At 39.0% G+C, this 14,443-nt stretch carries 11 protein-coding genes and 5 tRNA genes; all 16 read right to left on the bottom strand.

The genetic code is table 11. The annotated features are described in order from the left end of the window. Positions 1-24: 24 nt before the first annotated feature. Positions 25-4,323, bottom strand: a complete 4,299-nt coding sequence (rpoC, locus tag BM361_RS10485; protein ID WP_038261297.1) for a DNA-directed RNA polymerase subunit beta' — start codon at positions 4,321-4,323, stop codon at positions 25-27. 67 nt (positions 4,324-4,390) lie between these two features. Continuing rightward, positions 4,391-8,200, bottom strand: a complete 3,810-nt coding sequence (rpoB, locus tag BM361_RS10480; RefSeq protein ID WP_038261294.1) for a DNA-directed RNA polymerase subunit beta — start codon at positions 8,198-8,200, stop codon at positions 4,391-4,393. Positions 8,201-8,326: 126 nt separating this feature from the next. After that, a complete protein-coding gene (gene rplL, locus BM361_RS10475; protein WP_038261291.1) occupies positions 8,327-8,704 on the bottom strand; it encodes a 50S ribosomal protein L7/L12 in 378 nt (125 codons plus the stop codon). A gap of 49 nt (positions 8,705-8,753) precedes the next feature. Then, the gene (rplJ, locus tag BM361_RS10470) at positions 8,754-9,272 is read right to left on the bottom strand and encodes a 50S ribosomal protein L10 (protein ID WP_038261288.1); all 519 of its coding nucleotides are present in this window, start codon (positions 9,270-9,272) and stop codon (positions 8,754-8,756) included. Between the two features lie 26 nt (positions 9,273-9,298). After that, entirely contained in the window at positions 9,299-9,988 is a 690-nt protein-coding gene (gene rplA / locus BM361_RS10465; RefSeq protein ID WP_038261286.1) for a 50S ribosomal protein L1, read from the bottom strand. An 18-nt stretch (positions 9,989-10,006) separates the two neighbouring features. Continuing rightward, the gene (rplK, locus tag BM361_RS10460; RefSeq protein WP_038261283.1) at positions 10,007-10,444 is read right to left on the bottom strand and encodes a 50S ribosomal protein L11; all 438 of its coding nucleotides are present in this window, start codon (positions 10,442-10,444) and stop codon (positions 10,007-10,009) included. Between the two features lie 74 nt (positions 10,445-10,518). Then, a complete protein-coding gene (nusG, locus tag BM361_RS10455) occupies positions 10,519-11,070 on the bottom strand; it encodes a transcription termination/antitermination protein NusG (RefSeq protein WP_038261281.1) in 552 nt (183 codons plus the stop codon). A 12-nt stretch (positions 11,071-11,082) separates the two neighbouring features. Further along, a complete protein-coding gene (gene secE / locus BM361_RS10450) occupies positions 11,083-11,274 on the bottom strand; it encodes a preprotein translocase subunit SecE (protein WP_038261278.1) in 192 nt (63 codons plus the stop codon). A 17-nt stretch (positions 11,275-11,291) separates the two neighbouring features. Further along, positions 11,292-11,362, bottom strand: a tRNA-Trp gene (locus BM361_RS10445). Between the two features lie 56 nt (positions 11,363-11,418). Then, the gene (gene tuf, locus BM361_RS10440; protein ID WP_038261277.1) at positions 11,419-12,606 is read right to left on the bottom strand and encodes an elongation factor Tu; all 1,188 of its coding nucleotides are present in this window, start codon (positions 12,604-12,606) and stop codon (positions 11,419-11,421) included. Positions 12,607-12,662: 56 nt separating this feature from the next. After that, positions 12,663-12,734 (bottom strand) — tRNA-Thr (locus BM361_RS10435). Positions 12,735-12,749: 15 nt separating this feature from the next. Beyond that, positions 12,750-12,822 (bottom strand) — tRNA-Gly (locus BM361_RS10430). Between the two features lie 45 nt (positions 12,823-12,867). Further along, positions 12,868-12,950 (bottom strand) — tRNA-Tyr (locus BM361_RS10425). Positions 12,951-12,990: 40 nt separating this feature from the next. Further along, positions 12,991-13,064, bottom strand: a tRNA-Thr gene (locus BM361_RS10420). 90 nt (positions 13,065-13,154) lie between these two features. Further along, the gene (gene hpf, locus BM361_RS10415; protein WP_038261274.1) at positions 13,155-13,457 is read right to left on the bottom strand and encodes a ribosome hibernation-promoting factor, HPF/YfiA family; all 303 of its coding nucleotides are present in this window, start codon (positions 13,455-13,457) and stop codon (positions 13,155-13,157) included. 48 nt (positions 13,458-13,505) lie between these two features. Next, positions 13,506-14,393, bottom strand: a complete 888-nt coding sequence (locus BM361_RS10410) for a tyrosine-type recombinase/integrase (RefSeq protein WP_074978708.1) — start codon at positions 14,391-14,393, stop codon at positions 13,506-13,508. Positions 14,394-14,443 lie beyond the last annotated feature (50 nt).

Here is a 14,443-nt window from a genome sequence, read left to right as displayed (position 1 = left end):
GGGGTTTTTTTATTGGAATTCAAATTATAAATTCACCTTAGCCTTGCCAGCCATTATCTCATTATATTCCTCCTTAGATCCTACGATAATATTATCGTAATCTCTCATACCTGTACCGGCTGGAATTCTATGACCAACAATTACATTTTCTTTTAATCCTTCTAAAGTATCAACCTTACCATTTACAGCCGCCTCATTCAGAACTTTTGTTGTTTCCTGGAACGATGCTGCAGAAATAAATGACTTCGTTTGAAGTGATGCTCTGGTAATACCTTGTAAGATCGGCGTTGCTACTGCAGGCACCGCATCTCTTGCTACTACCAACTCTTTATCATTTCTTCTTAGAATAGAGTTCTCATCTCTCAACTCGCGAGGCGTAATGATTTGTCCCGCACGTAAGTTCTCAGACTCCCCGGCATCCTCTACTACCTTCATACCGAAAATACGATCGTTCTCTTCGATGAAATCGAATTTGTGAATCAATTCATTTTCTAAGAAGTTAGTATCACCCGGATCGTTAATGATTACTTTACGCATCATCTGACGAACCACAACCTCGAAGTGCTTATCGTTAATTTTTACACCCTGTAAACGATATACTTCCTGTACCTCATTTACCAGGTATTGTTGTACTGCAGAAGGCCCTTTGATTTTAAGGATATCTTCCGGAGTAATAGCACCATCAGAAAGTGGCATACCCGCTCTAACATAATCGTTCTCCTGAACTAAGATCTGGTTAGAAAGTTTAACTAGATACTTCTTAACATCTCCTAATTTAGATTCAACGATAATTTCACGATTACCACGCTTGATTTTACCAAACGACACAACACCGTCAATCTCAGATACAACCGCAGGATTCGAAGGGTTACGCGCTTCGAATAGCTCGGTTACACGTGGAAGACCTCCGGTAATATCACCTGCTTTAGATGACTTACGAGGAATCTTAACCAATACCTTACCTTCCTTGATCTTATCTCCATCATCAACCATTAAGTGTGCACCTACTGGTAAGTTGTAAGAACGTAATGTATTACCTTTAGCATCTTTGATCAATAAGGTTGGAATAAGCTTTCTGTTTCTTGATTCAGAAATCACTTTTTCCTGGAAACCTGTCTGCTCATCGATCTCTACCTGGTAAGTTACACCTTGCTCAATATTCTCGTAAGCAATCTTACCTGAGAACTCAGAGATGATCACCGCGTTATACGGATCCCACTGACAGATCGCATCACCCTTAGAAACCTTCTGACCATCTTTAACAAAAATGGTAGAACCGTAAGGAATGTTATTGGTACCTAAAGTAATTCCAGATTTTTCATCGATGAATTTAACTTCAGCAGTACGAGATATTACAATCTCAGAAGCATTTCCTTCAGCATCTTCTCCGGTTACCAATTTAAGATCGTCGATTTCAACTCTACAATCGTATTTAGAAATAACTTTATTCTCTTCTGAAATGTTACCAGCAATACCCCCAACGTGGAACGTACGAAGTGTTAACTGTGTACCCGGTTCTCCAATCGACTGTGCAGCTACTACACCAACAGCCTCACCTCTTTGAACCATCTTACCGGTTGCAAGGTTTCTACCGTAACATTTAGAACAAATACCATGTTTAGCCTCACAAGTTAACGGAGAACGTACTTCTACTTTCTCCACTGGGGAAGCATCTATTTTCTTAACTACAGCTTCAGATATCTCCTCTCCTGCAGCTACTAATAATTCTCCACTAATTGGATCATGAACATCATTTAATGATACACGGCCAAGAATTCGTTCTCCCAGAGATTCAACAATCTCCTCATTCTTCTTCAATGGCTCTACTTCAAGACCTCTTAACGTACCACAATCTTCGATGTTAACAATAACATCCTGCGAAACATCTACTAAACGACGCGTTAAATAACCCGCATCCGCCGTTTTAAGTGCCGTATCCGCAAGACCCTTACGAGCACCGTGCGTTGAGATAAAGTATTCAAGAATTGAAAGACCCTCTTTAAAGTTTGAAAGAATAGGGTTTTCAATAATCTCTCCACCACCGGCAGTCGATTTTTTAGGTTTTGCCATCAAACCACGCATACCGGTTAACTGACGAATCTGCTCTTTTGAACCCCTCGCACCAGAATCTAACATCATAAATACTGAGTTAAACCCTTGTTGATCTTCACGAATTCGTTTCATTGCCAATTCGGTCAACATAGCGTTGGTAGAAGTCCATACGTCAATTACCTGATTATAACGTTCGTTATTGGTAATAAGACCCATGTTGTAGTTCATCATAATTCCTTCAACCTGCTCATTGGCATCATCGATCAAAGTCGATTTCTTATCAGGAATAATAATATCACCTAAACTGAATGATAATCCACCACGGAATGCAAAGTTGTATCCCATGTTCTTGATCTTATCAAGGAAATCAGCAGTGGTAGGAACATCGGTAGTTTTAAGTACGTGTCCAATAATGTCACGAAGTGATTTTTTAGTCAATACAGTGTTGATATAACCTGCTTGCTCAGGAACCATTTCGTTAAACAATACTCGACCAACAGTTGTTTCGATAATCTTCGTTACCAACTCACCATTTTCGTCTAAGTCCTTAGTACGTACCTTAACGTAAGCATTCAATGTTACGCGCTGCTCGTTATAAGCTATATTTACCTCCTCTGGAGAATAAAAAGTCATTCCTTGTCCCTTAACTCCATTTTCAGGGGTGGCCTCTCTACCTTTAGTCATGTAGTAAAGACCCAATACCATATCCTGAGATGGAACCGTAATAGGAGACCCGTTTGCAGGGTTCAATATGTTATGAGACCCTAGCATTAACAATTGCGCTTCTAAAATAGCCTCCGGTCCTAGTGGAACGTGAACAGCCATCTGGTCACCATCAAAGTCGGCGTTAAATGCCGTACATGTCAATGGGTGAAGCTGAATCGCCTTACCTTCGATTAATTTAGGTTGGAACGCCTGGATACCCAAACGGTGAAGGGTTGGAGCACGGTTAAGTAGTACCGGATGTCCTTTAATTACATTATCAAGAATATCCCAAACTACCGGCTCTCTTCTATCTATAATTTTCTTAGCCGATTTAACAGTCTTTACAATCCCTCTTTCTATCAACTTACGGATAACAAAAGGCTTATAAAGCTCTGCCGCCATATCTTTAGGCAGACCACACTCATATAACTTAAGTTCAGGTCCAACAACAATTACCGAACGTGCTGAATAATCCACACGCTTACCTAGTAAGTTCTGACGGAAACGACCTTGCTTACCTTTTAATGAATCCGATAAAGATTTAAGCGGTCTGTTTGATTCAGTTTTAACAGCAGAAGATTTTCTGGTGTTATCAAACAATGAATCAACAGCTTCCTGAAGCATACGCTTTTCATTACGTAAAATCACCTCAGGTGCTTTAATCTCAATTAAACGCTTCAAACGGTTATTTCTAATAATAACACGTCTGTATAAATCGTTCAAATCCGAGGTAGCAAAACGACCACCATCCAAAGGAACCAACGGACGTAATTCTGGTGGAATTACAGGAATCACTTTCATGATCATCCATTCAGGCTTGTTCTCTCTGTTCTTCTGTGCATCACGGAAAGCTTCAACAACTTGTAAACGCTTTAAAGCTTCAGTTTTACGTTGCTTTGAAGTCTCTGTATTAGCTTTATGACGAAGCTGATATGATAACTCGTTTAAATCTAATCTGTTTAAAATATCAATTAGACACTCTGCACCCATTTTAGCAATAAACTTATTCGGGTCAGAATCATCTAAATAAAGGTTCTCTTGAGGAAGTGTATCTAAAATGTTTAGATATTCTTCTTCCGTTAAGAAATCCATTTTGTTAAGTTCTTCTCCTTCTGGTCCCTTAGCGATACCCGGCTGAATTACTACATAACGCTCGTAGTAAATAATCATATCGAGTTTCTTAGAAGGAAGTCCCAGAAGATATCCTATTTTGTTAGGCAGCGAACGGAAATACCAAATATGCGCAATTGGCACCACTAAGTTAATGTGTCCTACTCTATCTCTACGTACCTTTTTCTCGGTAACTTCAACACCACATCGGTCACAAACAATACCCTTGTATCGGATTCTTTTATACTTTCCACAAGCACATTCGTAGTCCTTTACAGGTCCAAAAATACGCTCACAGAAAAGACCATCGCGCTCTGGTTTATGAGTACGATAGTTGATGGTTTCTGGCTTTAAAACTTCACCATGCGATTCTGCTAAAATTGACTCTGGAGAAGCCAAACCGATTGAGATCTTGTTAAACCTCTGTACAGTATTCCTATCTTTTGTCTTTGCCATGATATAAATGGTGATAATGTAATTTAATGTAAAAAAATGGTAGTGGGCATATGAAAGCCCACTACGTTTATTCCTCTAATCTGATGTCTAATCCAAGTCCCTTAAGTTCATGCATTAATACATTGAACGATTCAGGTAATCCTGGCTCTGGCATCGCTTCCCCTTTAACAATAGTTTCATACGTCTTAGCTCTACCAATAACATCATCAGATTTTACTGTTAAGATCTCTCGTAAAGTACTTGATGCACCATAAGCTTCAAGTGCCCATACCTCCATCTCTCCAAAACGCTGACCACCAAACTGGGCTTTACCACCAAGCGGCTGTTGCGTAATCAGTGAGTATGGTCCAATAGAACGAGCGTGCATCTTATCATCTACCATGTGACCTAATTTTAACATGTAGATCACCCCTACTGTAGCAGCCTGGTCAAAACGCTGACCCGTACCACCATCGTAAAGGTAAGTATGTCCAAATCTAGGTATACCTGCCTCATCAGTAAATTCATTGATCTCATCCAATGTAGCACCGTCAAAAATAGGCGTAGCAAATTTCTTTCCTAATTTTAATCCGGCCCATCCTAATACGGTTTCATAGATCTGACCAATGTTCATACGAGATGGTACCCCTAGCGGATTCAATACAATATCAACAGGTGTTCCATCTTCAAGGAATGGCATATCTTCTTGTCTAACGATTCTTGCAACAATACCCTTGTTACCGTGACGACCTGCCATCTTATCACCAACTTTAAGTTTACGCTTTTTAGCGATATAAACCTTAGCTAGTTTCATGATTCCAGACGGAAGCTCATCTCCTACAGAGATCGTAAACTTATCTCTTCTTAACGCTCCCTGAAGGTCGTTTAATTTAATCTTATAGTTGTGAAGAAGATCATTAACAAGTTCATTGGTCTTATCATCAGTCGTCCAAACACCACTAACTAAATGTGCAAAATCATCAACACCATTTAACATCTTAAGTGTATACTTCTTACCTTTTGGCAATACTTCTTCACCTAAGTCATTAAATACACCCTGACAGGTCTTACCATTTACCAGCGTGAATAACTTTTCAATAAGTCTGTCTTTTAAGACATCAAACTTAGCTCCATATTCAGCCTCTAATCTTGCTATATCTTCTTTATCCTTTGCTCTCTTGCGCTTGTCTTTAACAGCACGTGAAAACAATTTCTTATCGATAACAACACCGCTTAATGACGGAGACGCTTTTAATGAAGCATCCTTAACATCACCCGCTTTATCACCGAAAATAGCTCTTAATAATTTTTCTTCCGGAGTCGGATCAGACTCTCCTTTTGGAGTAATCTTACCGATTAGAATATCTCCAGGTTTAACTTCAGCACCAACTCTGATCATTCCATTCTCATCAAGGTCTTTGGTAGCCTCTTCAGAAACATTCGGTATATCATTAGTCAATTCTTCAGCACCTAATTTGGTGTCCCGAACCTCTAATGAATACTCATCGATATGAATTGATGTAAAGATATCCTCTCTTACTACTTTTTCAGAAATAACAATCGCATCCTCAAAGTTATATCCTTTCCATGGCATAAAGGCCACCTGTAGGTTTCTTCCAAGTGCTAATTCTCCTTGCTGTGTAGCATATCCTTCACATAAAACCTGGTTCTTAATAACTTTATCACCCTTCTTAACGATAGGCTTTAAGTTAATTGAAGTCCCCTGGTTCGTCTTTCTGAACTTTACAAGATCATAGGTCTTATAATCATCATCAAAACTCACTAATTGTTGATCATCAGTTCTGTCGTATTTGATGGTAATTTTAGTTGCATCAACGTAATCAACCTCACCAGAACCTTCAGCATTAATCAACACTCTTGAATCAGACGCTACCTGACGCTCCAATCCTGTACCAACAATAGGTGATTGAGGACGAAGTAATGGTACTGCCTGACGCATCATGTTTGATCCCATTAAGGCACGGTTCGCATCATCGTGCTCTAAGAATGGAATTAAAGATGCTGATATAGACGCTATTTGGTTCGGCGCTACGTCAGTATAGTCAATTGCTGTTGGCTCAACAACCGGGAAGTCACCTTCCTCACGTGCAATAACACGATCTTTGTCTATAGTTCCGTCATCTTTAAGCGGAATATTCGCCTGAGCAATCTTCTTCTCTTCTTCTTCTTCTGCACTTAAATAAAGGATCTCGCTAAGATCTACCTTACCTTCAGCCACTTTTCTATATGGAGTCTCAATGAATCCCATAGCATTCACCTTAGCAAATACCCCAAGTGATGAAATCAATCCAATATTCGGACCTTCAGGCGTTTCGATTGGACACAAACGACCATAATGTGTATAGTGAACATCTCGAACCTCGAATCCTGCTCTTTCTCTCGAAAGACCCCCTGGTCCTAATGCAGATAATCTACGTTTATGTGTAATCTCCGCTAATGGGTTCGTTTGATCCATAAACTGAGATAACTGGTTCGTACCAAAGAACGAGTTTATAACCGAAGAAAGCGTTTTAGCATTAATCAAATCTATCGGTGTAAATACCTCGTTATCACGAACGTTCATACGCTCACGAATAGTACGTGCCATACGCGCCAAACCAACTCCGAATTGTGTAGATAATTGTTCACCTACAGTACGAACACGACGGTTTGACAAGTGATCGATATCATCAACTTCCGCTTTTGAATTGATAAGCTCAATTAAATACTTAACGATCGTAATGATATCTTCTTTAGTTAACACCTGCTTATCCATAGAGATATCAAGTCCTAACTTCTTATTCATTCTGTAACGACCTACACCACCTAAGTTATAACGCTGATCTGAAAAGAATAACTTGTCGATGATACCTCGGGCAGTTTCCTCATCAGGTGGTTCAGCATTACGTAGCTGACGGTAAATGTGTTCTACCGCCTCTTTTTCAGAGTTGGTAGGGTCTTTTTGTAATGTATTGTGAATGATCCCATAATCCGACGTTAAACTTTCTTCTTTATGTAAAAGAATAGTCTTAACATTCGCTTCAAGTATGAGTTCAATATGATCTTTTTCAAGAACTGTATCCCTGTCCAAAACGATTTCGTTACGTTCAATTGAAACTACTTCTCCCGTATCCTCATCAACGAAATCTTCATGCCATGTATTTAAAACACGAGCAGCTAACTTTCTTCCTAAATATTTTTTAAGCCCTGTTTTTGAAACCTTAATTTCTTCAGCAAGATCGAATATCTCTAAAATATCCTTATCCCTTTCAAATCCGATTGCTCTGAATAAAGTGGTAACAGGAAGCTTTTTCTTTCTGTCGATATAAGCGTACATAACGCTGTTAATATCGGTAGCAAACTCTATCCAAGAACCTTTAAATGGTATTACCCTTGCAGAATATAACTTGGTTCCGTTTGCGTGAAATGATTGCCCAAAGAATACCCCTGGAGAACGGTGTAATTGAGATACCACAACTCTTTCAGCTCCATTGATAACAAAAGTACCACTAGGAGTCATGTAAGGGATGGTCCCCAAATATACATCTTGAACTATAGTTTCAAAATCTTCGTGCTCCGGATCTGTACAGTACAGTTTCAAACGTGCTTTTAATGGCACACTGTATGTAAGACCTCTCTCAATACATTCCTGGATACTATAGCGAGGAGGATCAATAAAATAATCCAAAAATTCAAGTACAAATTGATTGCGGGTATCAGTTATGGGAAAGTTCTCCATGAAGGTGTTATACAATCCTTCATTGGTTCTCGCTTCCGATTTAGTCTCAAGTTGAAAGAAATCTTGAAACGATTTAATCTGAATGTCTAAGAAATCCGGGTATTCCGGAGTATTCTTAGCAGAAGCGAAATTAATTCTATCAGTCTGATTTGTGAACATCAATGGACAAAATTTTGATTAAAGTACCTTAGTGTAATATACGCATATATTTATATACGCAAAAGGGTTTAGGTCTTGAGGACATTTCTCCTAAGACCTAAACCGTAAGTTTTTAGCCTGGTATGCTTACTTAAGCTCTACTTCAGCTCCGGCTTCTTCTAAAGACTTCTTAAGACCTTCAGCCTCATCTTTAGCTACACCTTCTTTGATAGCTTTTGGAGCGCCATCTACCATCTCTTTAGCGTCTTTAAGACCTAAACCAGTTAATTCTTTAACTAGTTTAACAACTGCTAACTTAGAAGCACCTGCTGACTTAAGAATTACGTCAAATTCAGACTTCTCCTCAGCAGCACCAGCATCTCCACCAGCAGCACCACCAGCTACAGCTACAGCAGCAGCAGCAGGCTCTATACCGTATTCCTCTTTTAAGATATCAGCTAACTCGTTTACTTCTTTAACTGTTAAGTTAACCAATTTTTCTGCAAAATCCTTTAAATCTGCCATTTTTCTATCGTTTTAAAATTTTAAAATATAAATATTATTAAGTGCGTACTTATTCTTTTTCTGATAAAGTCTTAAGAATACCAGCCAATTTACCACCACCTGATTTAAGACCGCTAATAACGTTCTTAGCAGGCGACTGAAGTAATCCAATGATATCTCCAATAACTTCTTCCTTAGACTTGATGCTAACCAAGGCATCTAATTGGTCATCCCCTACATAAACTGCCTCTTCAATAAAAGCACCTTTCAATAAAGGCTTCTCAGATTTCTTTCTAAACTCTTTGATAAGCTTAGCTGGTCCATTACCAGTTTCAGAAAACATTAAAGAAGTATTCCCTTTTAATACAGAAGGAAGATCTCCGAAATCTTTATCAGAAGCTTCCATTGCTTTAGTAAGCAATGTGTTCTTTACAACTGCAAGCGTAATATTCGCTTTAAAACAAGCTCTTCTTAAATTAGAAGTAGTTTGTGCATCTAAACCTGAAATATCTGCTAGGTAGATGTTTGCGTTATCAGCTAACTGTGCAGTTAAATCTTCTATTACTGTTAATTTTTCTTCTCTTGTCATGCTTGAAAAAAATTTCTAACTACCAATTAAACTGCTTTCGGATCTACCGGTACACTAGGACTCATAGTACTAGAGATATAAATACTCTTGATATAAGTTCCCTTAGCTGCAGTTGGCTTCAATTTGATTAATGTTGAAATTAATTCGTTCGCGTTACCTGCAATTTGCTCTGGTGAAAAAGAAGCTTTTCCAATAGCTGCATGAACGATACCAGTCTTATCAACTTTAAAATCGATCTTACCAGCCTTAACTTCTTTAACCGCTTTAGCTACATCCATAGTAACGGTTCCTGTTTTTGGGTTAGGCATTAAACCACGAGGACCTAAAATACGACCTAGTGGACCTAATTTACCCATTACGCTTGGCATAGTGATAATTACATCAACATCTGTCCAACCGTCTTTTATCTTTTGTAGATACTCATCTAAACCTACATAATCTGCTCCCGCTGCTTTAGCTTCCTCCTCTTTGTCCGGAGTTACTAACGCAAGTACCTTAACATCTTTACCTGTTCCGTGTGGAAGTGTTACAACACCCCTAACCATTTGGTTAGCTTTACGTGGATCTACACCTAAACGAACAGCTAAATCTACAGATGCGTCGAACTTAACATTAGTGATTTCCTTAACTAAAGCTGAAGCCTCTTCCACAGAGTATAATTTACTTCTGTCTACTTTTGCTAAAGCTTCTTTTTGCTTTTTTGTCAATTTTGCCATTTCTAGATTCTTTTAAGATTAAAAAGGCTTATCACCTGTTACCGTTATACCCATAGATCTTGCAGTACCTGCAACCATGCTCATAGCAGACTCTACAGTAAACGCATTTAAATCTTGCATTTTGTCCTCTGCAATAGTCTTCACCTGATCCCAAGTGATCTTTGCTACCTTTTTACGGTTAGGCTCTCCTGAACCACTTTTAATCTTAGCCGCTTCCAAAAGCTGAACTGCCGCTGGCGGTGTCTTTACGACAAAGTCAAATGACTTGTCACTATAAACCGTGATAACAACAGGTAAAACTTTACCCTGTTTGTCCTGCGTACGAGCATTAAACTGCTTACAGAACTCCATGATGTTAACTCCGGCAGCACCTAAAGCGGGTCCAACCGGCGGCGATGGGTTCGCTGCACCTCCCCTAACTTGTAGCTTAACTACTTTACTTACTTCTTTTGCCATTGTTATAGTTCAATTTAAAACAATTACGTTCGCCTAATTATGGAAGCTAGGCGAATCTATATATGCGTAACAAATTAAATTTTCTCCACTTGCATATAACTCAATTCCAATGGTGTCTTTCTTCCAAAAATCTTAACCATTACCTCAAGTTTACGCTTCTCTTCATTTACCTTTTCTACAGTACCATTAAACCCATTGAAAGGACCATCAATAACTTTAACAGTCTCCCCAACAGTATACGGTATTGCTACATTATCAGTTTTTACAGAAAGCTCATCAACCTTTCCTAACATTCTGTTCACCTCAGATTTTCTCAAAGGCACAGGATCTCCTCCCTTTACCTCACCAAGAAAACCGATCACTCCTGTAATAGATTTAATAACGTGAACCACCTCACCACCCAGATTGGCTTTCACCATTACATACCCCGGAAAGTAAACGCGTTCTTTATTTGTTTTTTTGCCATTTCGGATCTGAACCACCTTCTCGGTAGGAACCAATACCTCTTCTACGTAATCCTCAAAACCAAGACGAGAAACCTCATTTTCAATATAAGATTTCACCTTGTTCTCCTGACCACTAACAGCCCTAACTACATACCATTGTTTCTTCAAGCCCTCTGCCATCTTCTTTCTGGTTTAACCAATTAAATCAAAATACAGACCAATCAACTTGGTAAATACCGTATCAACACCCCAAGTCGCTAAAGAAAACAAAATAGAAAAAACAGCAACCGTTACCATTAATTTCTGAGCATCAGCCCAGGTTGGCCAGGTCACATTGTTTTTCAACTCATCAAAAGATTCCTTTATGTAGTTTATTACTGTCATAGCTTAAGTCTTTCTAGCACGGGTGGAGAGATTCGAACTCCCATCAACGGTTTTGGAGACCGCTATTCTGCCATTGAACTACACCCGTATTCAAGTTTTAAGGCATCCGCATGCAGACACCTTAAAACTATATATATTGTGAAATTAGTCTAAAATTTCAGTTACCTGACCAGCACCTACAGTTCTACCACCTTCACGGATAGCGAAACGTAAACCTACGTTACAAGCCACCGGGCTTAATAGTTCAACCGTAATAGTCAAGTTATCACCTGGCATAACCATCTCAACTCCGTCAGGAAGTGAAATTGTACCAGTAACGTCAGTTGTTCTTAAATAGAACTGCGGACGATAGTTGTTGTGGAACGGAGTGTGACGACCACCTTCTTCTTTCTTAAGAACGTAAACCTCAGCTTTGAATTTAGAGTGAGGAGTTACAGAACCTGGCTTACAGATAACCATACCTCTTTTGATATCGGTCTTCTCAATACCTCTTAATAAGATACCTACGTTATCACCAGCTTGTCCTTCATCAAGAATCTTACGGAACATCTCAACACCTGTAATAGTCGATGTAAGCTTCTCAGCTCCCATACCGATAATATCTACTGCATCACCAGTGTGAGCAATACCAGTTTCGATACGTCCAGTTGCAACAGTACCACGACCAGTAATTGTAAATACATCTTCAATAGGCATTAAGAAATCCTTATCAACGTCACGCTGAGGAAGTTCAATCCAGTTATCAACAGCTTCCATAAGCTCCAATACTGTATCAACCCACTTTTGCTCACCGTTAAGTGCACCTAAAGCAGAACCTGCAACTACAGGACCATTGTCACCATCATACTCGTAGAAAGAAAGCAATTCTCTTACTTCCATCTCAACAAGCTCTAAAAGCTCCTCATCATCAACCATATCAACTTTGTTCAAGAATACAACGATTCTTGGAACACCTACCTGACGACCTAATAGGATGTGCTCACGAGTTTGTGGCATTGGACCATCTGTAGCAGCCACTACCAAGATAGCACCGTCCATTTGCGCAGCACCAGTTACCATGTTCTTAACGTAATCGGCGTGACCTGGACAGTCAACGTGTGCATAGTGACGATTCGCTGTTTGATATTCTACGTGTGAAGTATTAATTGTAATACCTCTTTCTTTTTCTTCCGGTGCGTTATCGATAGAATCGAATGAACGAGCATCTGAAAAACCAGCATCTGCCAATACCTTAGTAATTGCAGCAGTTAGGGTAGTCTTACCGTGATCTACGTGTCCAATAGTACCAATATTTAAGTGCGGTTTGGAACGATCAAAAGTTTCCTTTGCCATGATTTAATAATTTTAATCTTAGTTATATATTAGTGTTCAATAATAAACAACACATGAGCCAACGACGGGATTTGAACCCGTGACCTCTTCCTTACCAAGGAAGCACTCTACCCCTGAGCTACGTCGGCTTGAAAATTTAAAAGAGCGGGAGACGAGATTCGAACTCGCGACATTCAGCTTGGAAGGCTGACGCTCTACCAACTGAGCTACTCCCGCTTATTAAACAAACAACTCAACAATAGAGTCGTTAACATTATTTAGTGGGGAGAGCAGGATTCGAACCTGCGAAGGTAAAAACCAACAGATTTACAGTCTGTCCTCGTTGGCCGCTTGAGTATCTCCCCAAACCATTATTTTAATGAACTTTCTCTTTATTTTCTATTGAGCCGATGGAGGGACTCGAACCCACGACCTGCTGATTACAAATCAGCTGCTCTAGCCAGCTGAGCTACATCGGCAAACACAATAAAAAAGTCCGCTATTTCTAACGGACTGCAAATGTATATATTTTATTTTTTTTTCAAAACAAAATATCTAAAATTTTTATTCTAGATGTGAGCTCTTAACTTTTCTTTACGTTTTACCAACACCCGCTCTAAAGAACTGACAGCACTATCTACCGCCTCCTCAAAAGTCTTACACTGCTTTTTAACCATAAACTCATCTCCCGGGACATGAACTTTAACCTCTACAATTTTATTTTCCTTTTGACTCGTCTTCTGCACTTTAAGGTATACATCCGAATGGACTACCCGATCATAAAAAACCTCTAGCTTATCCATTCTTTTCTGAATGAAATCCACCAACTTTTGGTCTGCTGCAAAATTAACAGATTGAGTGTTTACTTTCATTTCGTTTGATTTTTTAAGGTTAAACAAATAAAACGGGAAGAATTAAATTTAATTGTTTCTGGGGTGTGCTTTCCCATATGCCCTCTTCAACTCCTCTATACTATTGTGCGTATACACCTGAGTCGATGCCAGACTGGAATGCCCCAGTAATTCTTTCACCGCATTTAAATCCGCACCTTTATTTAGTAAATGAGTAGCAAATGTATGTCTGAGAATATGTGGACTCTTTTTTACTTTCGTAGATGCTTTACTAAAATAATTATTTATTACTCTATAAACAAACGTTTCATAAACTTTATAACCCGATTTTAACAAAAATAAAAAGCCTCCTGAATCCGAATGCTCCACAACCCTCTTATGCCTCAAATAACGCTGAAGAGAATCTTCCACAAATGGCAATAAAGGAACATAGCGCTCCTTATTTCTTTTACCCAATACCTTAATAGTTTTCCCCGAGAGATCTAAATCACCTTCCTTTAAATTAATCAACTCCGCCCGCCGTATTCCCGTACCGTAAAACAATTCAATCATTAATCGATCCCTCGTAGCCTCAAACGTATCCTCCGGCGATAAAGATTCAAAAACCTTCATCATCTCCTGTTCAGAAAAAGGAACCTCTACTTTTTTTGATGTTTTAAGAGCCCTGTGCTTGGCTAACGGATGGACCTCTATAACCCCTACTTTAATTAAAAATTTATAGTAAGCTTTTAAAGACGATATCTTTCGGTTAACCGACCTGTTTGCAACACCTCGTTCCACCAATTCAATAATCCAGGAACGAATCTGTGAATAATTCACCATATCGATAACACCTTCTCCAAATGCTTCACTACAATACGAAGAGAATTCCTCAAGATCATTCAGATAGGCAGTAATAGTATGAACTGAATAGTTCTTTTCTAAAGCAAGATAATCGTGAAATTTTTTAAAAGGCATAAAAAAACCGTTATTAAACAAAGTTAAAAAACTTTGCCCAATAACGGCTT

The organism is Zhouia amylolytica, from assembly GCF_900116365.1.
Classification (GTDB): Bacteria; Bacteroidota; Bacteroidia; order Flavobacteriales; family Flavobacteriaceae; genus Zhouia; species Zhouia amylolytica.
Note: the sequence above shows the minus strand (reverse complement) of the source record. Positions and strands in the feature narration are given on the sequence as shown.